At 40.6% G+C, this 23,416-nt stretch carries 26 protein-coding genes; 13 read left to right on the top strand and 13 right to left on the bottom strand.

The window, feature by feature from the left end:
• Positions 1-205: 205 nt before the first annotated feature.
• Positions 206-481 carry a YqhV family protein gene (locus CUU66_RS22685; protein ID WP_101645677.1) on the bottom strand — a complete coding sequence of 92 codons (276 nt, stop codon included), beginning with the start codon at positions 479-481 and terminating at the stop codon, positions 206-208.
• Positions 482-723: 242 nt separating this feature from the next.
• On the opposite strand from CUU66_RS22685, the gene CUU66_RS22690 reads away from it, so the two are divergent.
• A complete protein-coding gene (locus CUU66_RS22690; protein WP_101645678.1) occupies positions 724-1,335 on the top strand; it encodes a YitT family protein in 612 nt (203 codons plus the stop codon).
• A 3-nt stretch (positions 1,336-1,338) separates the two neighbouring features.
• Here CUU66_RS22690 and CUU66_RS22695 read toward each other — a convergent pair whose 3' ends face one another.
• Both CUU66_RS22695 and CUU66_RS22700 read right to left on the bottom strand, forming a co-directional pair.
• Positions 1,339-2,556 (bottom strand): MFS transporter, encoded by a 1,218-nt coding sequence (locus CUU66_RS22695; protein WP_101645700.1) that lies wholly within the window; start codon positions 2,554-2,556, stop codon positions 1,339-1,341.
• A gap of 74 nt (positions 2,557-2,630) precedes the next feature.
• Positions 2,631-3,131: a DUF3231 family protein gene (locus tag CUU66_RS22700; RefSeq protein ID WP_101645679.1), complete on the bottom strand. Its 501-nt coding sequence runs from the start codon at positions 3,129-3,131 to the stop codon at positions 2,631-2,633.
• Between the two features lie 150 nt (positions 3,132-3,281).
• On the opposite strand from CUU66_RS22700, the gene CUU66_RS22705 reads away from it, so the two are divergent.
• The 3 genes from CUU66_RS22705 to CUU66_RS22715 are packed head-to-tail and all read left to right on the top strand — an operon-like array spanning position 3,282 to position 5,893.
• Positions 3,282-4,286 (top strand): sulfonate ABC transporter substrate-binding protein, encoded by a 1,005-nt coding sequence (locus tag CUU66_RS22705; protein ID WP_257968113.1) that lies wholly within the window; start codon positions 3,282-3,284, stop codon positions 4,284-4,286.
• A gap of 27 nt (positions 4,287-4,313) precedes the next feature.
• Positions 4,314-5,081 (top strand): aliphatic sulfonate ABC transporter permease SsuC, encoded by a 768-nt coding sequence (gene ssuC, locus CUU66_RS22710; RefSeq protein ID WP_101645681.1) that lies wholly within the window; start codon positions 4,314-4,316, stop codon positions 5,079-5,081.
• 29 nt (positions 5,082-5,110) lie between these two features.
• Complete coding sequence (locus tag CUU66_RS22715; protein WP_180955402.1) at positions 5,111-5,893, top strand: ATP-binding cassette domain-containing protein; 783 nt, start codon at positions 5,111-5,113, stop codon at positions 5,891-5,893.
• A 19-nt stretch (positions 5,894-5,912) separates the two neighbouring features.
• Here CUU66_RS22715 and CUU66_RS22720 read toward each other — a convergent pair whose 3' ends face one another.
• The gene (locus CUU66_RS22720) at positions 5,913-6,671 is read right to left on the bottom strand and encodes an alpha/beta fold hydrolase (protein ID WP_101645683.1); all 759 of its coding nucleotides are present in this window, start codon (positions 6,669-6,671) and stop codon (positions 5,913-5,915) included.
• Positions 6,672-6,854: 183 nt separating this feature from the next.
• On the opposite strand from CUU66_RS22720, the gene CUU66_RS22725 reads away from it, so the two are divergent.
• The 4 genes from CUU66_RS22725 to CUU66_RS22740 all read left to right on the top strand — a co-directional run bounded on the left by CUU66_RS22725 (position 6,855) and on the right by CUU66_RS22740 (position 10,561).
• Positions 6,855-8,123: an MFS transporter gene (locus CUU66_RS22725; protein ID WP_257968114.1), complete on the top strand. Its 1,269-nt coding sequence runs from the start codon at positions 6,855-6,857 to the stop codon at positions 8,121-8,123.
• A gap of 44 nt (positions 8,124-8,167) precedes the next feature.
• Positions 8,168-8,323: a hypothetical protein gene (locus tag CUU66_RS24480; protein ID WP_180955403.1), complete on the top strand. Its 156-nt coding sequence runs from the start codon at positions 8,168-8,170 to the stop codon at positions 8,321-8,323.
• Between the two features lie 861 nt (positions 8,324-9,184).
• The gene (locus CUU66_RS22735) at positions 9,185-9,814 is read left to right on the top strand and encodes a YhbD family protein (RefSeq protein WP_101645685.1); all 630 of its coding nucleotides are present in this window, start codon (positions 9,185-9,187) and stop codon (positions 9,812-9,814) included.
• 12 nt (positions 9,815-9,826) lie between these two features.
• Positions 9,827-10,561: a polymer-forming cytoskeletal protein gene (locus tag CUU66_RS22740; protein ID WP_101645686.1), complete on the top strand. Its 735-nt coding sequence runs from the start codon at positions 9,827-9,829 to the stop codon at positions 10,559-10,561.
• Positions 10,562-10,612: 51 nt separating this feature from the next.
• On the opposite strand, the gene CUU66_RS22745 is transcribed toward CUU66_RS22740, so the two are convergent.
• Positions 10,613-12,760, bottom strand: a complete 2,148-nt coding sequence (locus CUU66_RS22745; protein WP_101645687.1) for an MMPL family transporter — start codon at positions 12,758-12,760, stop codon at positions 10,613-10,615.
• Between the two features lie 404 nt (positions 12,761-13,164).
• Between CUU66_RS22745 and CUU66_RS22750 the strand changes: the two genes are divergently transcribed.
• The gene (locus CUU66_RS22750) at positions 13,165-13,365 is read left to right on the top strand and encodes a cold-shock protein (RefSeq protein WP_257968115.1); all 201 of its coding nucleotides are present in this window, start codon (positions 13,165-13,167) and stop codon (positions 13,363-13,365) included.
• A gap of 406 nt (positions 13,366-13,771) precedes the next feature.
• The gene (locus CUU66_RS22755) at positions 13,772-14,590 is read left to right on the top strand and encodes a histidinol-phosphatase HisJ family protein (RefSeq protein ID WP_101645689.1); all 819 of its coding nucleotides are present in this window, start codon (positions 13,772-13,774) and stop codon (positions 14,588-14,590) included.
• Between the two features lie 414 nt (positions 14,591-15,004).
• Here CUU66_RS22755 and yidC read toward each other — a convergent pair whose 3' ends face one another.
• From yidC to CUU66_RS22790, 7 genes are all read right to left on the bottom strand, one after another.
• The gene (gene yidC / locus CUU66_RS22760; protein WP_101645690.1) at positions 15,005-15,793 is read right to left on the bottom strand and encodes a membrane protein insertase YidC; all 789 of its coding nucleotides are present in this window, start codon (positions 15,791-15,793) and stop codon (positions 15,005-15,007) included.
• 28 nt (positions 15,794-15,821) lie between these two features.
• Positions 15,822-16,100 carry a hypothetical protein gene (locus tag CUU66_RS22765; protein ID WP_101645691.1) on the bottom strand — a complete coding sequence of 93 codons (279 nt, stop codon included), beginning with the start codon at positions 16,098-16,100 and terminating at the stop codon, positions 15,822-15,824.
• Between the two features lie 115 nt (positions 16,101-16,215).
• A complete protein-coding gene (locus CUU66_RS25155; RefSeq protein ID WP_101645692.1) occupies positions 16,216-16,350 on the bottom strand; it encodes a hypothetical protein in 135 nt (44 codons plus the stop codon).
• Positions 16,351-16,362: 12 nt separating this feature from the next.
• The gene (locus CUU66_RS22775; RefSeq protein ID WP_101645693.1) at positions 16,363-16,554 is read right to left on the bottom strand and encodes a hypothetical protein; all 192 of its coding nucleotides are present in this window, start codon (positions 16,552-16,554) and stop codon (positions 16,363-16,365) included.
• Positions 16,555-16,657: 103 nt separating this feature from the next.
• Positions 16,658-17,893, bottom strand: a complete 1,236-nt coding sequence (locus CUU66_RS22780) for an MFS transporter (protein WP_101645694.1) — start codon at positions 17,891-17,893, stop codon at positions 16,658-16,660.
• 155 nt (positions 17,894-18,048) lie between these two features.
• Positions 18,049-18,300 (bottom strand): transcriptional regulator SplA domain-containing protein, encoded by a 252-nt coding sequence (locus CUU66_RS22785; RefSeq protein ID WP_101645695.1) that lies wholly within the window; start codon positions 18,298-18,300, stop codon positions 18,049-18,051.
• A gap of 111 nt (positions 18,301-18,411) precedes the next feature.
• A complete protein-coding gene (locus CUU66_RS22790) occupies positions 18,412-18,936 on the bottom strand; it encodes a spore coat protein (protein WP_101645696.1) in 525 nt (174 codons plus the stop codon).
• Between the two features lie 371 nt (positions 18,937-19,307).
• Between CUU66_RS22790 and CUU66_RS23845 the strand changes: the two genes are divergently transcribed.
• Positions 19,308-19,466, top strand: coding sequence for a lmo0937 family membrane protein (locus tag CUU66_RS23845; RefSeq protein WP_142383769.1), 159 nt, complete (start codon positions 19,308-19,310; stop codon positions 19,464-19,466).
• A 264-nt stretch (positions 19,467-19,730) separates the two neighbouring features.
• Here the strand turns inward: CUU66_RS23845 and CUU66_RS22800 are convergent, their stop codons facing one another.
• Positions 19,731-20,180: a cupredoxin domain-containing protein gene (locus CUU66_RS22800; RefSeq protein ID WP_101645697.1), complete on the bottom strand. Its 450-nt coding sequence runs from the start codon at positions 20,178-20,180 to the stop codon at positions 19,731-19,733.
• A gap of 344 nt (positions 20,181-20,524) precedes the next feature.
• Between CUU66_RS22800 and CUU66_RS22805 the strand changes: the two genes are divergently transcribed.
• Positions 20,525-21,271 carry a LysM peptidoglycan-binding and 3D domain-containing protein gene (locus CUU66_RS22805; RefSeq protein WP_101645698.1) on the top strand — a complete coding sequence of 249 codons (747 nt, stop codon included), beginning with the start codon at positions 20,525-20,527 and terminating at the stop codon, positions 21,269-21,271.
• Between the two features lie 465 nt (positions 21,272-21,736).
• Positions 21,737-23,296, top strand: a complete 1,560-nt coding sequence (mbcS, locus tag CUU66_RS22810; protein ID WP_101645699.1) for an acyl-CoA synthetase MbcS — start codon at positions 21,737-21,739, stop codon at positions 23,294-23,296.
• Positions 23,297-23,416: the final 120 nt, after the last annotated feature.

A 23,416-nucleotide genomic window follows, 5' to 3' on the forward strand; every position in this document is an offset into this window, starting at 1 on the left:
CGCTTTTGCCTTTTGATGGCGATTGGCTTATGACCGAGGATGTCAGTTCGGAGCTGGATACCCCTAAAAGCGGAGAACGGTGCTTTTCAAAATTAAATAGATATAAAGCGCACAATGAATGAGAAATATATTGGGAGTCAGTGTTTATTGGAAATGAGACATCCGAGCGGTTGAATAACAATGGGTGAGATATGTATATATAAATCTACTTACTTCGTAATCCGTAAATGATGAAAAGTATTCCGCACAATATACAAAAGCTTTTTGTGAAAGAAATCCTTCCTGATAGACCGAATAAACCAATGACTGTGGTAAGAACCAGGACTGTCGGGCCAACCAATGCGAGAATGGTGTTAATATAAAATGCCTTTTCAAGGCTGTTATATTTGAACATAAGTATGGCAGCTGTAATTTCTATGCTTCCTGACAGAAGTCTGAGTAAGATGATGGAAAGAAGAGCTTTTTCAACAAAAACGACCATGTTAACCCTCCAGCTTGAATAGATTTCTAAATTAATATATGTACCATAAACTAATTTAGTACAAGTCTATAAAAGCACAGGATAAATGCTCATACTACTTTAATAAAGTTGAATAAAGTAAAGTGAAAACTTGTCCAGTTCAACAAGACAAGCATTCATAAATTATGTGTTATTTGAATAAGTTTATGTATATTGGACTGGCTCACTCGGGATTAGAATGATAAGAGATAGGAAGCGATTTCATGAGGGGTTTTTGGAGAAAAGGCGGTTTAGTTATAGCCGGAGCAGGCATACAGGGATTTGGGATGGGTGTATTTTTGTTTCCTCATTCCATTCCTTCCGGCGGAGCCGGGGGACTGGCTGTATTAATTAACTATTGGTTCAATCTCAATATAGGGTTTTCTCTATGGCTGGTTAATTTTCTAATGCTGGCACTGGCAATCAAGTATCTTGGCAATCGAAGTACGGCCTGGACGATCGCTTCTATAACCATTACTTCCTTATCCATATACGCCTTTCAGCATCTAATTGATGTACCACAAAGAAATGTATTGATTGATTTAGCATTGGGATCGATTTTTCTAGGAATAGGTGTAGGGCTTCTTTTAAGAGAAGGCGTCTCCAACGGGGGAGTCGGAGTGATCGCCTTAATTATCTCGAACTCTAGAAATACTCTTCCTGGGAAACCACTTTTTCTAATAAATGGATGCATATTTATCTTAACTGCTTCGATCATTGCGTGGGAGATCATCCTTCAGGCATTGCTTAGCCAATATATTTCGACCGTAATTGTGGACCTCCTAGGAAGAGCAAATCCAGGGCAAAGCTATAGTATCGGCTGGCGTAAAAAATAGTAATTAAACGTAATCGTAACGAACTTTTGTTTTTGTATTTGGAGTACCATCTTTTCCTTTAACATGGATCATGAATAAAGCAGCCATTCCGATAATTAGTGTTAGTGCTGCAATAGAAAGAAACATTCCGGTACGGGACCACTCAATCAGGCGGGTAAAGATTGGCGGGCCTATGGCAACACCTAAAAAGCGGACAGAGCTGTATATAGAGGTAACAAAGCCTCTGTATTCCGTTCCGACGGATCCGGTAATCAAAGTATTGACACATGGAAGCACTAATCCTGTACCAAAGCTGGAGATAACCAGGACAAATAAAAACGGTACAAGCTTCTCGAAGAATATTAATAGACCGTACGAAAGGGTCATTGATAAGAAACCAATAACAATTAATTTTTTCATTAATTCTAGATTTTTTCCGATTTTACTTCCTGTAATATAGGAAGTTAGACACAATACGAGCAATGGGATGGACAGGATCAGTCCTTTTATTACCCCGTCTATCTTATACGTTTTCTCCAGGACATCCGATAAATAAAAGAGAATCCCGAACAATGTGAATAAACAGGTAGCTCCAGCCAAATATGTGGCCAGCAGCCATCTTCCATCCTTTTTATACACATGTTTGATTCCCAGGAAATATTGGTCGAATGGCGGAGATGCCTTTTTATTTTTACTTTCTTTAATAAAAAACCAAGTCAAAAGGATAGAAAATATACAAAAAACAGGGAAAGCGTAAAAAGGTGCATACCAGACAACGAGTCCAAATAATGAACCCAGTATTGGAGAAAGCACTTTACCGAATCCATTGGAGGCTTCGACAACTCCAAGCACACGGCTCTGCTCTCCGCCCTTGAAAAGGTCACCAGTCAGGGCCATCGCAATGGGCGCAGTACCGGCAGCACCAATTCCTTGGAGAATTCGGCCGATTAAGATCAAGACATATGGATTGGATAAGGCAGATGAGGCGAAACCTGCCAAAAGACCTCCAACACCATATATAATCAGGGCAGGAATGATGATGACTTTCCTGGATAATCGGTCTGAAAGGTATCCAAGGATAGGAATGAATATCGCGGCAGCAATTGAAAATACCGTAATAGTCAAGCTTACCTGCATGGCTGACAGCTTTAATTCCGACTTCATTGCCGGAAGAATAGGAATAAGCATAGAATTCCCAAGAGTCATAATCAGTGGAATGGAGCCGATTGCGGCTATTGCCATGCCTTTATTTGAGGAGGAAGACACGCTGGTGTTCACATCCTTTCAGTAACTTACATATCATTATATTTCTCACCTTATTTAACCATTAGAGGCGGCGGTACAATCCAGCCTTTGTCTTTATTAACATCCAATAACTTTGCTGCGTAATCCGCAAGCTGGGTATGAGTGGTGCTGAACAGTTCTGTAATATCCTTCCTGATGGATATTCCCATAATTGTTGAAGCCAGCAGCATCCCGGCATTCACTTCTTTAAGAACCATTGCTGCTATTTCAGGGTCATAGAAACGGGCTCCTGCTGGAATGTCCTGCTGCTCCACGTTTGGACGGTCTGGAGGAGCAGGCGGCATGCGGATCCCGCTTTCTTTGATAATCGTCTCTACTTGCTCGGCACCCTGCTTAATACAATTATCCTTCAAATCGCCTAAGAATAATTTCAGATCGTGATCTCCGGTATGGTTTATCAGGACTTGCAGTGTCACTAAAAAAGCTTTAGTTTCGAATAAATGGGTCCACAGGTAGAATACCTCACCTGAATGGAGCGGCTCTTCTTTTGGATTTCCGTTTAAAATCCCCATCACAATCCCTCCTTTTTAAAGTCTAATACTATTTTTGCTAACTGCTAAAGAATTATGTATCTGTTTTATCCAAGCCGGGACAGGAACCTACTTTCTCTTTTGACATATGCTGAAAATGAGCAAATAAATGAAAGAGAAGGGCTGATCCCGTTGAGTTATAGTAAACGATTTTTTTATAGCTTTTTGTGTCTTTTATTTACTGCCAGTCTATTTTTAACCGCATGTTCGGGTTCAAATACAGCCGGAACAACGTCTGAGAAGCACAACACATCCGGTGAAAAGGATCAGGTACTCAAAATCGGCTACCAGAAAAATGGACCCCTGGTTATTTTAAAATCTCTCGGTACCCTTGAGAAACGCCTGAAGACAGAGGGATTTAAAGTGGAGTGGAAGGAATTTACAGCTGGGCCGGCTCTGCTTGAAGCATTAAATGTAGGAAGTATTGATTTTGGGCGGACAGGAGATTCACCGCCAATATTTGCTCAAGCGGCAGGCGCTCCTTTTGTATATGTTGCGGCTGGAAAAACGAAGTTCAAAGGAAGTGCCGTATTGGTACCTCAGAACTCCCAGATTAAGACGCTGAAGGATTTGAAAGGCAAGAAGATCGGTTTTGCAAAAGGGTCGAGCTCACATTATCTTATTGTTAAGGCCCTTGAGAAGGCGGGGATTTCCTATGATCAAATAGAGCCTCATTTCCTCCAGCCGGGCGATGGTCGTGTGGCTTTTGAAAAGGGCAATATTGATGCCTGGGTGGTATGGGATCCTTTTACGGCTGACACAGAGTTAAATTCCAAGGCCAGGGTACTGGTCAATGGAAAAGGGCTTTCAACGGATCGGGATTTCTTTTTAGCTAACAATGATTTTGCAAAAAAACATCGTGATATTATCGATATTGTACTTGAAGAAATCCGTGAATCATCCGAGTGGGCAAATTCTCATCATAAAGAACTGGCCGCTACATTATCACCGCTTCTTAAAATTGACGAAAAGTCATTGCTTCTCTCGGCTGAGCGCAGGGAGTACGGGATCGACCCTTTGACCGATGACATTATCAAGGAGCAGCAGGAAATTGCGGACACGTATGTAAAGCTTAAAATCATTCCTAAAAAGATTACCGTAAAGGATGTTGTGGATAAAGGACGTGGATCTGAATAAATCAGGTAGAGAAGAGGGGATTTACTAATGGGTAATCGAAGCAGGAATCGCCCGATTGATTTATTAATCCCATGGGCGATTCCTTTTCTTCTCCTTATTTGCTGGCAGCTGTTTGCGAGTTTAGGAGCTATTCCTGAAAGAATTCTTCCTGCACCACTCGATGTGTTTCAAGCAGCTATAGAGCTTTCCAAAACTGGGGAGCTTAAGGATCATATTTCCATCAGTCTTGGCAGAGCTGTGATTGGTTTCTTGATAGGCGGCAGTATCGGGTTTGTTCTTGGTCTTTTTAATGGGGTATCTAAGATTTCAGAACTATTATTTGACACTTCCATTCAGATGCTAAGAACCATTCCGCATCTTGCCTTGATTCCCCTGGTTATATTATGGTTTGGAATTGATGAAACCTCAAAAATTTTCATTGTAGCTCTGGGTGTATTGTTCCCTGTATATTTCAATACGTACCATGGGATAAAGTCGGTCGATAAAGGGCTGATAGAGATGGGAAAAGCGTATGGATTAAAGGGATTCTCCCTATTCTGGACGATCATCTTTCCTGGCGCATTATCCTCCATTTTAGTAGGATTCCGGTTCTCACTGGGAGTCATGTGGATGACCCTGATTGTTGCTGAAACGATTTCAGCCCATTCAGGAATCGGCTATATGGCCATGAATGCACGTGAATTTATGCAAATGGATGTTATAGTGCTTGCTATAGTCCTGTATGCCCTTTTTGGCAAGCTGTCAGATATTATTGCCAGATTGATTGAGGGGAAATGGCTGCAATGGAATTCTTAGATCACTGAGCAGAAGGGGGGATGCTTACTATGGAGCCGAAGAATGGTGATACACAGATCACGCTGAGAAACGTGAGTAAAATATATAATAACCGGACGGTCCTGGATGGAATTAATCTTACGATTAAGAGTGGTGAATTCATTGCCATTGTGGGAAAAAGCGGCTGTGGGAAGAGTACGCTGCTCAGGTTATTGGCTGGACTCGAAACATGTGATGAAGGTTCCATCCTGATAAATGGGACACCACTCAAAGGAATCAATAACGATGCCAGGATCATGTTCCAGGACGGTAGGCTGCTTCCATGGAAAAAGGTCATTGATAATGTAAGAATGGGCCTGAAAGGATCATCACAACAAGATTCATACCAGGCGTTAGAAAATGTGGATCTGAGGGACCGTGCGCATGAATGGCCAGGCAAACTGTCAGGCGGACAAAAACAGCGTGTAGCATTGGCAAGGGCGTTGGTTCATAAACCAGGAGTCCTGCTGCTGGATGAGCCACTGGGGGCACTGGACGCACTTACCCGCCTGGATATGCAGAAATTGATAGAACATATCTGGAAAGAAAATAGATATACATCAGTCCTTGTTACTCATGACGTGGAAGAAGCGGTAGCAATCGCAGACAGGGTTATATTAATAGAAAATGGAAGGATTGCTTTCAATAAAGAAATAAACCTCCCAAGGCCAAGACAAAGGACGCATCCAGTATTTGCTGAATACGTCGAAGAAATATTGAATCGAATTCTTTATCAAAAAAGTGATAAAGACATGCATCTGATTGTAACTAAAAAGAAGAAGAGAGTTTTCTAAAGAAGCTCTCTTTTTTCTTTTAGCTGAATCTCATCCTTCTTATAAAAGAATCAATTTCCCCATTCACTTTTTCCCATTTTTTCATGAGAAGGCTGCCTCTTTCTTTTACATAAACTACTTGAATTCCAGGTATCCTGTTAAATTCCGCCCCGGCTTTATACGGATTTTTCTGTATGACAAGAGTAGGAACCAAAATTTTGCTAAGGTGGACAGATTGATTAAACTGCAGAAGATTTTTATAGTCGGAAATCCAGACTGCCAGATTCGATTTTCTCATATGATTCCTTAAAATGTCGTTTAACTGGCTGTCATTTGTTAAATAACCACTAATAAGCCTGATTGCCCATTCTTCTTTTTCTTCAAGCATTTTGATTCCAGCTTTATACAAAAAATTATGGAGACGCTGGTCAATTCGGGCGAAACCTTCTATCAAGATCAGTGATCGTATTTGTTTCGGTATCCGCATTGCAGCGGTCAGTGCGATGGCACACCCCCCGGAATAGCCTGCAAGGTGAACACTTTCAAGTCCCAGCCCGCTTATAAAGAGTGATACTTCCTCTGCTCTTTCTGTCATTGTAGGACTGGACGAGCAGCTCCTGCTGTCACCGCTTCCGCTGAGATCAATGGTTATCACCCGATACTTATGTTTAAGGTAGGCGGACTGATAACGGAATATCTTTCTGCCGACCCCAGGAGGATGAAGAAATAAGATGGGTGTCCCGCTGCCTTCGTCCTCGTAATAGATATATTTTCCGTTAACCATTAGATGTTTGAGCATACATAATCCCTCGGTCCTGTTTTGTAATATCTTCCCCAAAATGCTAAAAAATACAAGAGTGATACGGAGGGAAGAAAAATTAATTCAGGGTCATACTAATTCATAGTGAATCTTCCGGTTTTAAAAGAAACCTCAGAAAGCTGCTAAACGTGAACTTATGCTTGTTGAAAAGGAGTATTTGGTATGGCTGAAGATACAAAACAAACTGAAAAGGTGAGTAACTGGTGCCTGATCAGCATGGCATCTATTCCCCTGATTATGACCCTGGGGAATTCCATGTTAATTCCGGTATTGCCTATTTTAGAAAGACGGGTTAACATTTCTCCTTTTCAATCCAGTTTAATCATTACAAGTTACTCTATAGCTTCGATATTTCTAATACCTATCGCAGGCTATTTGTCAGATCGAATAGGCAGGAAAAGAGTGATTGTACCAAGTTTGATTATTGTGATGGCAGGCGGGCTTGTCTCTGCCTGGGCATCCTGGAAAATGCCAGATCCTTTCTCCACGATCATAATGGGGAGGATCCTGCAGGGGGTGGGTGCAGCAGGGGCAGCCCCGATCGTTATGCCTTTAGTGGGTGATTTATATAAAAAAGAGGATGAAGCAAGTTCCTGCTTAGGGATCATTGAAACTTCCAATACAGCAGGAAAGGTTCTTAGCCCGATTCTAGGCTCGGCCCTGGCAGCCTTGGTTTGGTTTCTTCCTTTTTTTTCTATTTCAATCTTTAGTGCAATAAGCGTAATCCTGGTGCTGTTCTTTATAAAAGCACCTAAAACAAAGGATAAGCCCAAAAAAATAAAGGAATTCATTTCAAATACAAAAGAGACTTTTAAGAAAGAGGGAAGATGGCTGTATACAATTTTTTTCATCGGCTGTTTTGCCATGTTTATCTTGTTTGCTGTTCAATTCTTCCTTTCACAGGAGCTTGAGACAAAGTACCATTCAAAGGGTATTTATAAAGGTCTTCTGCTCGCCATCCCGCTGGCATTTCTATGTATATCGTCTTTTATAACAGGACGGAAAATAAAAGGCGATAAAAAGCTGATGAAGAAGCTGATCTATACAGGCCTGGTGATTACGGCCATTTCCATAGCTTTTACCAGCCTGTTTGACAACTTATTCATCCTTTTAGGAGCAACTAGTATATTTGGTGCATCGATCGGCCTCTTGCTTCCTTCCCTGGATGCGCTCATTACAGAAAATATTGAAAAGGAAGAGCGGGGGACAATCACCTCGTTTTATAGTTCGGCAAGGTTCATTGGTGTTGCGGTTGGTCCGCCCATTATGGCTTACCTGCTAAAAAACAATCCCCTATGGGGATTCATCGGTTCTGCACTAGCCGCAATAATTTTAGTCATTGTCGTGAAAAAATGTATCAGGGTTGAGGATAGTGAAAGTAAGGCACAGCAGGGACACCGGAAAAAGCCGGAACCTGCCCCGCAAGCCTGAAGGGAAATACCTGAAGCAGTAAAATTGAATATGGAGTGAATCTGATGACACGAGGTCAAAAAAATCTAGAACAGTATAAAATGCCGCATATTACGAATACACCAAAAGACGTAACGTACCGTGTTGGGTATACCGCTACTACTGGCAATCAGACAGGAAATAAAGATGAACCAGGCAAAAGATCCGATTGGACCAATTAATAGAACCAAAGCCAGCTCTATTTGGTTTGTCAGGCGCTGAGAATGTCTCGGCGCCTTTTTTTCTTGTATTCCTTTAGGCTAAGCGCTGCTCTCAGAAAGAAGACTTCCCGTTTTGGCAAACAGTATATTTCACAAAAGATTTGTCCTAAGCAGTTCCACGGGCAGTCAGATCCGGAACCCTTAAAAAGTAAAGGAAATAAGGACCAGTTTCTATATGCAAGTTTTTTCTTTCCGAAAGGCTCTTTTCTAAAAGATTGTTGTTTTTTAATAAGTTCTGTGAACCTACCCTATGTTAAGCAGGTTGATTGGAACGTAAGGTGCGAGACTCCTGCGGGAGCAGCGGGCAATGTCCGGCTCCAGCGCCTAGACCCTCGAGTCATAAGCCAATCTGTCCATGGAAAGGAAAACCGCTTTCCACGGCCCGCTTGTCTTATGCTTGACTAACGCATAAGTGCGACTATGCTTCTGTCTTCGCTAACGCTTGCCACTCAGCAAGTCTTCTTTATCGGGTCTGAACAAGGCGCTTCCGGTTTTCTATCAGGTGAGACCCCACAGGCGAAGCCGAGGAGGCTCGGGCGCCCGCCCCGCGGAAAGCGAGCATCCTGTAGTGGAAATCAACCCTTTGTTCAATAACAACAAAGTTTGGCGAAAACAGCCTTCCGAAAAAACCAGTGCAAAGTATACTTATTTTCCAAAAAAACAAGCCCTATCAGGCTTGTTTTTTTTGTGGGGAATGAGGGTGAAAACAGGCTATCTTTCAGCCTGAAAAATGTAATGTAAGCATAAAAGAAAAACAATATACAAATGAAAGTTTACAGCGTAACAGTGTTATGTTACACTCGATCTAACGGGAGGTTAATTATGGAAGAGGAATTAATTTCAAAAAAGGATTTACTCGACTGGACCGGGATATCTTACGGTCAACTGTACAGATGGAAACGAAAAAATCTTATCCCTGAAGAATGGTTCATCAGGAAATCAACTTTTACAGGGCAAGAGACCTTTTTTCCAAAAGAACAAATATTAACCAGAATAAAAAAAATTCAAAACATGAAAGACGATCTGTCTCTGGACGACATTGCTGATTTGCTGTCGCCAGATCAAACGAGTTTTGCAATTTCTCATGAAAAGATTGTACAGCAAACTCTAGTTTCACATTATGCTCTGCTTCAATATGACGCTATGAGACCTCAAGGGGAAGAGTACTCTTTCTATGATCTGATCTATCTAACTGTGCTTGATTCACTGCTGTTGTCAGGAGAAATCCATGTAGAGGAAGGGAAAATGGCTGCCCAGTTTCTGCAGGATCACACTTCTTTCATTAAAGAGGGGAAGTATAGCTTATATTTACTCCGTAAACTGGGTGTTTCTTTTTGTTTGCTGATAAAAAATTCGGAGAGTGTTTATGCAGACAAACAAACACACATCGTATTTAATGCAGACCTGGATTCAATAGCTGAAAAACTTAAGATAACAATTCTTAGTAAATAGGAGGGCATTTTTATGAAAACGGAAACAAAGTATCCATTAAAAATTAATGGTTCAATGACGGTTCCAGGCGGTGCATTTACAGAAGTTCATGTTAATGGATTTGGGAGAATCACGAATGACTTCAGCTGTGAAACCTACCATGTAAATGGTCAGTCTAACGTCAGCGGTAACATAAAGGCAGAGACAGTAACTATCAACGGCAAGGCAGATGTTCAGGGAAACTTAGATGTCTCCAATTTGAAGGTGAACGGTAAAGCATCTGTGACCGGCAGCATTCATGCTGGTGATGTTGAGGTTTATGGACATCTGCATGTCGAAGGTAATGCTGCTTCGAAGGATTTTATATCTAAGGGTAAAACTACGATTGAAGGAAACTGCGAAGCTGATGATTTTACTTCTAAAGGAGTTATTCATATAAGTAAGATGCTCAACGCAGATTCTATTGAGATTAAATTAAATGCAGACAGCTATATTAAAGAAATGGGCGGCGAAGAAATCGATATTAGAAGAGAAAGTGTCTCTAAAACGCTAGGGAAAATTCTTACATTTCTAGCGAGTCCGAAGGAGAGCACTTTAACATCCGAACTGATCGAAGGCGATGAAATTTATATCGAATACACAAATGCAGAAATTGTTCGAGGAAATGAAGTGAAGATCGGCCCAGGATGTACAATTGGAAGAGTTGAATACAAAGAGGAATTATCCGTCGATCCTTCATCCGCCATTAAAGAAACAATCCAGAACTAATACCTAACAAACCCTGCTTTGTTATTCAATACAAAGCAGGGTTTGTTAGGTTTAATGGTCCGCTATTTTGGATTTTTTTCGAAAAGGCATCCACCAGTTCCAATCACCCAGTAATTTCATTAAAGACGGCACCAGAAGGATCCTGATAATGGTGGCATCTATCAAAATAGCGATGGCTATCCCAATTCCAATCTGTTTAACAGGCATCACACCTGTAAAGGCAAATGCCCCGGTAATCACAATCATAATCAGGGCCGCCGATGTAATGATTTTGCTGGTTGATGCAAGACCCTCAACGGTTGCGATATCATTGTCACCGGTTTTTTTATACATTTCCTGAATTCTCGAGATAAGGAAGACTTCATAATCCATACTCAGGCCAAATACGAGACTGAAGACAAAAACCGGAAGCATAAGAGCTATATCCGAACTGCCAAGGCCAAAATGCCCCTCTTGAAACAGCCAGACAAGAATTCCAAATGTTGAGGTTAATCCTAGTATATTCATAATTATGGCTTTCAAAGGAATAACGACCGATTTAAAGGCTGCCATCAAAATAAGGAAAGTGGAAAAAAGGATAATAGAGAAGCCGAGAGCAGCTTTATCATAGATTTCGTCAAAAATCTCCTGATAAAATTTAACACCGCCTCCAAATTGGAGAGGATAATCCCAATCTGCTCCGCTCCAGGTACGAATCCAGTCCTTAGCATTAGCTGATTTTTCTTCTTCCTTAAGCTGAACGGTTAGCAGCAATTTTTCGTCCCGGACAAATTGGTCAATATATGGCTGCAGAGACCTGCTGAATTGAGGATTACTCATGGCAGCTGCCAGCTGCCCGCTTGATTCCATTCTGCTAACGCTATAAATCGAGTCCACCGAAGAAACGATATCATCCTTTTGCAGCCGGTCAACCAGTTTTTTCATGTCCTTTAGACCCGATGGATCCATCCAGCTTCCTGGGCGCTCAGCCACTACATAGGCAGTACTGCCTTTGCCCACCCCGAAAACCTTATCCATCTTTTCCATGGCGAGTCTTGATTCATAGTGCTTTGGCAGAGCATCTACTTCAGGGATAACCAGCTTCATTCCGCCCACTGGCAGGATACCGATAACCAGAATGATTAAGGCAGTTATGCTGATGATCAGCGGATGTTTCATAACCTTGCTGGCGAATTTTCTCCAGCCCTCGTTCTGTTTAGGTTTTGGCTTGAGGATTCTCCACTTATTTATGGCAGGACCCAAAATCACTAACAAAGATGGAAGCAAAGTCAGAGCTGAAAGAACAGCAACAGCAACAACCACCATCCCTCCAATAGCCACGGTCTGGAAGATATTGATGTCAATGACCATCATGGCAGCAAGACCGATAAATACACAAAGTGCAGAAAATAAAACGGATTTGCCAGCTGTATGCAAAGTGATCCTCACCGCCTCATCTTTGCCATTTATCTTCAGCTCTTCACGAAAGCGGTTAATAAACAGCAGGGCAAAATCAATGCTTAATGAGAGGCCTACCATCGGGATCACATTTAATACAAACACGGATAACTGGATCCGTTCACCTAGAAAGGATAATATACCAAACGAAATAACAACGGTGATCCCGCCGATAATGATAGGCATAATAGACGCTGCAAGACTTCCAAAAGCAAGAAGCAGAACAACTAATGCTACGGGAAGCCCAATTAGTTCGGCGCGTTTTAAATCCTCCTGGCTGGCTTTATTCATATCATCTACCACTATGGGAGTCCCCGTAATTGAAATACCTTTCCGTCCCTCCAAGGCTTTTTTTATTTGATCGGTCTCAGCTTTTACATCATCCTTGGATTTGTCAAATTGCACTGCGGCATAGGCAACCCCGGGCTTGAAAAGCTTTTCATCCTGGAGAGGGGATAGAATGCCATTATCGATCTTCAGCTTTTCAACCGCAGTAATCCCATCGGATATGCTCTTTCTAAATCCTGCCTCGGATTGATCTTTTTGTTTTTCAAATAATAGCAGGACATTTGTGCTGGAACGATTAAATGTCCTGTTTAATTCCTGTTCTACCTTTTTAAACTCACCATCTGTTTCAAAACCATCGCCTCTTAAGACAGAAGGAAGCTTAAGAGCAGAGATGCTTAACCCGAGTAATAGTAAAATCCAGAAAACAATAAGAATGACCCTGTACCTGACAATTATTTGGCTTAATACCCTCATACTGACACTCCTTGCTTATCTAGTAATTTTAGAACTCTTTCTGATTCTTTTATAAAGGCTCTTTTCTAAAAGATTGTTGTTTTTTAAAAAGTTTTTTACGGCACTCTATTGTTCAGTCAGGTCGATTGGAGCGTAAGGTGCGAGACTCCTGCGGGAGCAGCGGGACAGGTGAGACCCCGCAGGCGAAGCCGAGGAGGCTCACCGCCCGCCCCGCGGAAAGCGAGCATCCTGGAGAGGAAATCAACCTCTTGTTCAATAGCAACAAAGTTTGCGAAAACAGCCTTTATAAAAAAAGACTAACACCGTATAAAAGTTAAGATTTTACATATGCTATTAGCAATTATATATGAAATGAGCAGGCAGGGTTAATGAATAGCTGCTACAAACCTTTGGGAGGAAACGCTGTGTACGCAAAAAAACCGCCTATAGAATTTGAACCAATTATCGAAAGCACTGATATTTATTCATGCATTGGTGATTCCTGCAATGGCTGGATGAGGAAAGAATTTGTATCAGATACCTTAACCTGCCCTTTATGCGGAAGCGGCATGACGGAAGAGGTAAGAGACCTCCCGCAAATGAAAAAAAGCTATAATTTCTACTAAAAATTCCGGCCCTTGAAGAAGGGCTGGATTTTTTATGGTTCTGTGCATTACATCATGGATACCTGTTAACGGCAGCCCTTCCTCACTTACTGGCGCTCTATTTGTATATGGTTGAGTAAACTTTGGTGTTTTGAAGTAAAATGGAGATTTTGCAGGCTTTACTTTGTCCGGGAACAGCAATCAACTGCTTTTAGCAGGGAAGAAACCCACAGCCTTAAAAAGTTGAGACTGCCAAAGGGTTAAGAAAGAGTCTTCTTTTAACCGTGCCGGCCTTAATGTCCGAAAGCTGGGATGAAAAAGTTTATGAAGCCAAAGCGGTCGTGTTATCATAGCTGTATCATTTAATTTAAATCTATTACTATTAAAACTGAACAGAGTAAATAACGAGTAAAGCAGAGGTATTAATATGTTTGATTACCATGTACATACAGATTTCTCAGCCGATTCAAAAATGCCAATGGAAAAAGCTTGCGAAACAGCACTGGAAATGGGTGTCCGTGAAATTGCATTCACTGAGCATCTAGATTATTTTTATCCGAATAGTGAGTTTATATGGGAATTTGATTACATTCAGTATGCCCAGAGAGTAGACGCTTTAAGGAAACAATTTGAACATAAATTAACCATATTAAAGGCAGTCGAGGTGGGTATGCATCCTTCTACATATAAAAGGAGCAAGAAATTTACGGATGACCATGAGTTTGATTTTATTATAGGGTCCGTTCATATTGTTGAAGATTTGGATCTTCATAATGGCGATTACTTCAAAGGGAAGAACCTAAAAGACTCTTTAGAAACGTACTTTAAGATTGTTCATAATTATGTGAAAGACTACCAGGACTTTAATGTTTTAGGTCATTTAACATTAATTAAACGGTATTTACACTTTGTAAAATCCAGCTGGAATCAAGTGGAGTGGGAACATTATTTCGATATCGTAGAAGAAATATTTAAAATCCTTATCGAGTCTGGGAGAGGCATAGAAATAAATTTATCGGGATTTCGGTACCGTTTAGACTGCACCCTGCCAAATCTCCCTTTTGTAAAGCTGTATAAAGATTTGGGAGGAGAAATTATCACCATCGGCACAGATGCTCATACTAAGCACTTTGTGGGTAATCATTTAGATACCGGATATGGGATTTTAAAAGAAGCCGGATTCGAATATATCACAACATTTAAAGAGAGAAAGCCCGTATTTCATAAGATAGATTCACTATTTTAATACATAGTAACGGAAAGTGGTGTGAATTCATTGTACATTCACAACCTATTTGTATGCGAAATCTTTGGGAGGAATTTTGAAATAGCTCCAGCGCAGTGATAATTAGAATAAATGAGCTGGAACCTTCAAGAACAATTATTGATGTAAACGAATCAGGATTGAGAGAAGGTGACCCGGATATAGTAAGAAGTAGCCTCTTTAAAAGGGTAATTAGAAAAAGGGGTTACGGATCTTAGACCATCGTTATTTCATTAGTGATAGTCCTTCATGTCGAGTTTATTTGATTCTTAATGGATATGATTTTGATTGCTCGCTGGGGATAATCATGTACCTAAAGAAAAGCCGCTCCCTCTAATTCAGAGGTGCGGCTTTTTTTTAGTCTGTCCAGGCTTTTAGCGAAAGCCTATGGGAATATTATTTTACAGGAGTGACAGGCTCCTGTGCCGGCAATGGCTTTTTGGTATTTTTGGTAAGCCTTCTGCCAAGCTCAGTTTGAAGCATTAAGAACAGGCCGCCGACTGACCAGTATAATGGGAGGGCAGCGGGTGCGTTAAAAGAAAACAGCAATATCATTGCTGGAGACATTAAACCCATTAACTTCATCGAATTTTGCTGCTCCACAGGCATGTTCTTTAATGAAACCCTGAATTGCAGATAATAAATGATTCCCGCAACTACTGCAAGGATATGGTCTGCATGCCCAAGGTTAAACCAAAGAAAAGAATGTGAGGCAATGTGCTGAGATCCTTTAATGGCATAATAAAATCCCATTAGTATAGGCATTTGAATTAAAACAGGAAGGCACCCCATATTCAATGGATTAACTCCGTGTTTCTGATATAAGCCGGCCATTTCCTGCTGATGTTTCTTTCGCTTTACGAGATCTTTTTCTGTTTTTATCTTGTTCTGAAGAGCGGTAAGTTCAGGTTTGAATCCTTCCATTTTCTGCTTCATTTCGGATTGAGTCTTCATCTGTTTCAACGATAAAGGCATCAAGACTAAGCGGATTATTAACGTCATAAAAATAATGCTCAGGCCATAATTTCCGTGAAGAAGAGAAGCGGAAAATTCAATCGAAGCAGACATGGGGGCAATAAATATATCTTTAAAAAAAGACCCGCTGGCACTGCCATCCTGCGAACAGCCTGATAAAGATAGTACAAGCAGAAGTAAAGCCGGTACCGAAAAAATCCATTTATTCATTTTAAAATTCCTCCTTATTATTTTTCATTTAATAAAGGAGGTTAGAAAATGGCTCATCTGAGTTCTGGGGCTGCTTTCGTCTAATAAAGCCGATGAACTTGGTTATTAAACGGTCACCGTTACCGCGTTGCTCATTAGAATAGGCGGTTGTATACCTATAGCAATCCGAATCCTTCTTGGAATGTGATTGACTGTGCCCATATGATATATATAAGAATGCTGCGGGAAGAAAGACTGTAATTAATAAACCAAGCCATAAAGCAGTCCGAAGGGTATGAAAATCAATTTCAATGATACTTTCCCACATAGCAATTCCCTCATTTAAAAATAATAATAGCTTATTTTAACATGGAGCAGTTAAAATCACTAGTGCTTCCATTCTCGTGCATGAAAAATAGAGCCTGACCCTGGAATAGGAGACTCTACGTTCGTTTAGATATATACTGTTTTGCCAGTATTTCCTTTACTTGATTATAGCTTAAACCTGAATTACGGTTTAACCGTTTTACTTCTTCGATGTCGGTACCGGTAACTGTGTATTTTGTATTCTTTTTCATATATGTGCCGTCCTATAAATTTTCATTCTGCTGTCCAATTTCTTTGGCTCCTATGATTGCATTTCCAAGCTCTAATTCCTTGTGTTCATTTACGGAATCCCCTGGATAATTTTTTGGATTCGGAAAAGAATCGTCCGTTTCAATCGTTAGTTCAGTTTTCTTGGGAGCCTGCGTCAAAAATTCATGATTTTTTTGTTTGTGCATCTTTGTCACTCCTTTTCTTTTATAGTGCCGGAAAATAAAAGGTTTATGCTATTTGAGGAGTGGGTAATTAATTAAAAAACCTGCCAAGCTGGCAGGTTGGACTTCATCGGAATCTAAAATGAAATGCATTAGCAATTCGTTTTCTCTCCATCTTTAACGCTACTACTAGGAAGGAGAAAGCTGCTCCCATTCTAACCAGGGAAATAATATTCATGGCGGAATGCATGCCAGCCTGGTTTAGAATAAATACACCCATTTGTGGTGCAGCAAATCCTACAAAGGAAAGCAGGAAATTATAATTGGCAATATAATTAGCTCTGTTTTTTTCAGGTGAAGCCTTCAACAGTTGGTTGAATAAAAGTAAATTTGTTCCAGCAACAAAAATCCCCGTCCAAAAGTTAATAGCCGTAATGTAAAGCAAATTCGTTGAGAGCATATTTAATGCCGGAGCGGTGGCCATCCCCGCAGCAGCAACAAATAATACCATCGTATTTCCGTATTTATCTGCATATTTTGCCCACCATTTAATGCTTAATATTTGTGCTGCCTGATTTGTGACCGAAAAAATGCTGAGCCATAGCGCTGTAGCACCAGCATCTTTTATTTGGTAAATACTGAATAGAGACCAGGCCATCTGCGCGGCAAAATTGTATAAAAGAGCACAGATAAGAAACGCTGTGTAGGGTTTATGTTTAAACACTTCTAAAGACAATTTCCGCTTGGGCTTTTCCTCGATTGGCTTAATCGTAATTTCTTCTTTATGCTTTGTAAGATAGTAGACTTCGATCAAGGCAAAACCAAAACCCGCCAGTAAAAGAATCTGGTATGGAAATGAACTATCTTTGCTGTACTGTTCAAGGAAGAATCCTGTTCCGAAGGTAACGATTAATGCTGCAATATTATTAATCCTGTTTCTCGTACTGAAGAAATCCCCTCTTCTTTTTTCAGGGATGATCTCTCCTATCATGGTCTGCCAGGACAGATTAGCCAGTGCACCAGGGAAATTAAGTAATGCTATAATAAAGACCAGCAGCCATGCTGATAGGGTACCAGAGAAAAATGGAATAAAGAAAATAAGCATAAACAAAAAGCGAGTCGAGAAGGTAGTGATCACAGTAAAATTCTTTTTGCTCTGTGCCCTGTTCAGCCAGAAGGCTCCAGGAATCAACGCGAGCATCCCGATAATGGACGGAAGTGACGTAATTAACCCCATTTGCTGATTGCTTGCTCCTAAAACACCTAAAGCCAATAGCGGAATGTACCCATTAACTGAATTTATGGATATGGTTTGAGCTAGGCCGCTATATATGCTTGCTTTTTCATTTGAAGATAGACTCAATGTTATGCATTCTCTCCCTTTATTTTTGATTGACCAAGTGATTGTAATTGTTCGCTTCTCAAAATACAAGAGTGCGCAAAAGAAATAGGAAAAATGACACAAGTGCAAATAATGGAAAAAGCAAGAGCCGTCTATAACGGTTCTTGCTTTTTGATTTAAAAAAATGAATTATCGTCGACTAACTCCTGATATGCCTCTTCAGCAGCTTCTTGAGATGTAAAAAGCGCATCATCATCTTCAATCACATGAAAAGTTTCATTGAGAAACAGAGCTACTTCATTCGGGTTATGGGGATGCTGGACAATTTCTGCCGGTCTAATGTTAGAAACCGATGGAACATGAGGGTTATTGTAGATGACGAACACTTCATCACCAGCTTTTAAATTATTTCTGTCTATAGTGGCCAAGTATGTACCTCCTTATAATGGTTTAATAGTAGTTTGTGCAATTAAACCTTATTTATAAAAAGGGAAATGAAAGGACCTATTCTGTATGCCGAAAGGTCCCAGGTTCCAATATTAATAAAGCATTTCAATTGCTCTTGTTGCGACTGCATAATCATTTTTAAGCAGGCTGTTTAAATCATAAGAAGGATAAAATCCTTTCTGATACATAAAATGATATACCCGGCCATGAAGGTCAACTGCCCTGTCCAGGTGAGCCTTTAATACTTTTTGGACTCCAGGCGTTGCTGTTTCGGTTATCGCAATGGCATAATTTCGCACGGATGTTTTGGCCATGATTAACAGCGTCCCCCCATATAAAGCCGTTTCATCCTGTCTTGCACCCTCTCCGGCTGAAGGTGCTAGTGGCAGAAACTGAAGAAGCTTCTGAAGGTTCCGCTGAAAGGATTGAATAGAAAAAGAGTATAATTCCTTGAGCTGAGGGTCTTTTATTTTCCTGAAATTCTTCTTAAGGGTCATTAAATTATTTGATGTAGCAGCTGTAAGTTCATGTAATTCAAGTGTTTCGTGCCAAGCAGATGTTTCGCTTGTGCCTTTGAAATCCCTTCTAATATCTATCGACTGTGTCAGTCTATTCATATTAGGCGCCGTTTGAAAGTTTTCCATTAAAAAGTACAACAAGATAAAAAGGAAAGGCTGTTTTCTAAAGGATTGTTGTTTTTCGAGATGTTTTTCCTTATCGAACCAGTTGATTGCAGTGGAAGGTGCGAGACTCCTGCGGGAGCAGCGGGACAGGTAAGACCCCACAGGCGATACGCCGAGGAGGCTCACCGCACGCCCCGCGGAAAGCGAGCACCTGGAACGGAAATCAACCTGCCATTCAAAAGCAACAAACTTTGTGAAAAGAGCCAAAGGAAAACAGAACAGAACCTGTAAGTTTTAAAGACAGAAAAAACGGGAAACTTAATTGGACAAGACCTATAAGTACTTTTTGGAAGGGGTGAGTGAATATGTTGTGGACAATAATTGGAATTCTACTGGTTCTTTGGGTACTCGGCTTAGTTTTTAAAGTTGCTGGTGGCCTAATACACATCCTGCTGGTTATCGCACTTGTTGTATTTATCATAAAATTTATCGCGGGCAGAGGCAGAGGCCGAAATAGAGTGTAGCCTTCTAGGAAAAAAGAAAGAAAATAGCCCTCCAATAGACCTCAGCAAGAGGTCTATTTTCTTTGTTCAGCCTTATCTTTACATCCTGGCTCCCTGGGAATGTATTGCTAAGCGGGAATCTTCTGTTTTAATGGCAGTGCTGCGATCAGTTTCAGGCTGCAGGAAAAGGGTTGCGCTAGGCTGGAATGAACAGACATATATATCAGGACAGTAAAAAGGCCGCAGAGACTTTCTCGACAGCCTGAGGTCTTTTATTTCTTTTTCTTATTTTACAATAATATAAGCGATCATCGGCCCGTTATGGCGGGCATCATGATGGGCAGTACATATCAGCCGATATGTTCCAGGATTTTTAAAATGAAGAGGAATTACCGTTTCTTTCCCCTTTTGCACAGTCCCTTTTATATCGGTTCCTTCTATATAAAAAGGATGTTTCATACCGTTAACTCCGAGTATTTTAAGGGTGACATGTTCATTCTGTGGAACTACAATTGTTCCAGGATCCCAGCGGTATGCTTCAATTATTTCTCCCTCCAGCTCCGATTTGAACTCTCCTGTAACCAAATTAATAACCATTTCATTTTGGGGCTGGCTGCTGGTAACAGCTGTTAGGGTTGTTTTTCCCTCGCGAAAGTAAAATAAAGCTAGTGCTGCCATTACAAGGAATATGGCAGCTGTCAATATCCATTCTTTTTTTATCGTAATCAATTTCATTTCATACACCTCCCTTATATATCTATGCGGTCTATAGTTCAATACTTGTCCTCATACTAAAAAAATATTTATTCTATCAGGTCGCCACCAATCTCAGAGAAAAAACTATAGGATCAAAATAGATACTATTTTAAGGAAAAGGACCAAAATTCGAGTCAAAATTATCCTTAATTTATATAAAAATAAAGCAAATTTTATCAGAATTTTCAGTTTTTATGTAAAACTCTCGTTATATTTATGTCAAGAAAGTCATCCAATTAATATCTGCCTGTTCTTTATAACGCTACTTTTTCTGATATAGTAGAGGACGTAGCGAACAAAGAAAGACTAGGAGGAATATACATATGAAAAAGACTTTATTCTCATTAGTCGCAGCTGCGGCGCTTACAGGTACGGTGGGAATTAATGCCCAGGCAGAAGAAATTGTGGTGAAAAAGGGCGATACTTTATGGAGAATCAGCCAAAACCATGGTGTAGATGTTTCAGAGCTTAAAAAATGGAATCGTTTGACCAGCGATACTATACACCCTGATCAGCACTTAACCGTATCTCCTGATAAGAGGCATATTGTACTTAAAGGAGAGACTTTATGGAGTATTGCCGATAAATTTGGTGTGTCTGTTTACAATATAAAACAATGGAATAATTTATCTTCAGATATCATACAGCCCGGCCAAAATTTAAAAGTGAATTCTGTTTCTTACAGTGTTCCGCCTCAAAAGACGAAGGCACCGGTAAATAAAGTTGAAGCAAAACCAACAGCAGCACAGCCTGCGGCGGCTAGCCAGCAAAGTGCAACATCTAAAGTCGTAACTGTACAGGCTACAGCATATACGGCTGATTGTGAAGGCTGCTCCGGGATTACTGCAACTGGCGTAAATATTAAGGACAATCCGAATGCCAAGGTCATTGCGGTAGATCCTCAAGTGATTCCGCTGGGTTCAAAAGTATATGTTGAAGGATATGGCTATGCAACAGCTGAAGACACAGGCGGGGCTATAAAAGGCAACCGCATTGATGTTTTCATTCCAAACGAGCAAAACGCACTGAATTGGGGAAGTAAAACAGTAAAAGTAACTGTTATCAAATAAATATCTACACTAGGAAAGGCTGCCTGATTAAAGGCAGCCTTTCTTTAATGTTTAGCCCTGTTAAATTTGCCTGTTGATTTCCACTGCAGGCACACAGCTTTTCCCAGGAGTCTCGCATATCCTCTTCAATCAACACAGTGCCAAAATCAACAATGAACTTTAACAAAGCCTAATGTTTAATAACGAGAAGTTAATGATTAATTCACAAAAGATGATGAGAAAATCAATAAATTTTCATCCCAGTGACTAAACTAGAAAATGACCTGGCCATTACCACTCTCATTTCCGTACATCATTTCGCTTTTCCTTTTCCGAATAGGGAAAAATCGTTCCTGAGTCAGTTTAGTACCAAGTCTTAATACTTGATGTTATACTATAGAACAAGGTGAACTCGGTAATTGTAAAATAAACGGTTTACCTCAGGCAATTAATTATATAAATTAACAGGAAAAGAAGGGTTTCTAAGTGGATTTACATACTTTATTGGCACCAGAAAGATATAATATCGCGAATGAGATTGATCAGCATGTATCTAGTAAGACAGCATTGATACTTGAAAATGAATCAGGGGAACAACAAACGATAACCTATTCTGAGTTAGTACAGAAGGCAAACCAACTTGCCAATGGGTTAACAAAGTTAGGGTTAGAAAAAGGTGACAGGGTCATTGTAATGTCGACCCGTTTGATTGAAACCTATTATATTTATTTAGCATGTCTAAAGGCGGGACTGGTGATCAGCCCTGCCTCGGAATTACTCCGTGCCAAAGATTTAAGCTATCGAATAAACCATTCGGAAGCAAAAGCTGTTATTGCATACCACCCGTTCACTGATGAATTTGATGGCATTACAGACACGACTCCTTCCTTGCAATACAAGATTGCTTTTGGAGAAACTGTACCGGGCTGGCTATTGATGAAGGACATGATGGCAGGAGAGCCTGAAAAATTCACAACCGTTGATACTTCTAAGGAGGATTATGCGTTTCTGGCCTATACATCAGGGACAACGGCAATGCCTAAGGGAGTTGTTCACAGTCACGGCTGGGGATATGCCCACCTGCGGACAGCGGCACCAAAATGGCTAAACATAACCGCAGGAGACACTGCTTGGGCAACGGCGGCCCCAGGGTGGCAAAAGTGGGTCTGGAGTCCATTTCTGTCCATTCTTGGTTCAGGAGCAACCGGCTTTATATACAATGGGAAGTTCAGTCCTCATAAATATTTAGAGCTGCTTCAAAACAACAAAATAAATGTATTATGCTGTACTCCTACAGAATATCGGATGATGGCTAAATTGGAGGATATAAAAGAGTTTAATCTATCTTCTTTACACACAGCTGTTTCTGCAGGTGAAGCTTTGAATAGAGAAGTGATCGATGTTTTCCAAACGAATTTTGGCATTCAGATCCGTGATGGTTATGGGCAGACAGAAAGCACCTTGTTAATTGCCAATTTAAATGTGGATTCCGAAAAAATTGGGTCTATGGGAAAACCACTCTTAAAGGAATTTATAGAAGTAGTCGATCAGGAGGGACACCCTGTTCCTGTTAACGAAGTAGGTACAATCGCAGTTAGAAGGGATTTTCCGGCGCTCTTTAAGCTTTATTACAAAAATAGTGAAAAGACAAAAGAAGCGGTACGCGGTGAATACTTTTTAACAGGGGACCGAGCCTCCAAGGATGAAGAAAACTACTTTTGGTTCCAGGGGCGGAATGACGATGTTATTATCAGTTCAGGGTATACAATCGGGCCGTTTGAAGTGGAAGACGCATTAATGAAACATCCTAGTGTCAAAGAGTGTGCGGTAGTCGCTTATCCTGATCCAATTAGAGGAAATCTGGTTAAGGCCTTTGTAGTATTAAAGGATGGCACGGTAGAAAGTGAACATTTGGTCAAGGAGCTTCAACAATTTGTCAAAAACATAACGGCTCCTTATAAATACCCAAGGAAGATTGAGTTCATTGATTCACTCCCTAAAACGGATTCCGGGAAAATAAAACGAGTGGATTTGCGGAACAGGTAAGAACACACTGCGATTGACAAAAGTGCACCTCACCTAAAGTGAAATAAGATTCTTACAAAGAGGCTGGGACATAACTAGCTTCAAATAATGCGAAAGGTGAATTTGAGGGTACTCAAATTC

The sequence above is a fragment of the Peribacillus deserti genome, assembly GCF_002863585.1.
Lineage (GTDB): Bacteria > Bacillota > Bacilli > Bacillales > DSM-1321 > Paraperibacillus > Paraperibacillus deserti_A.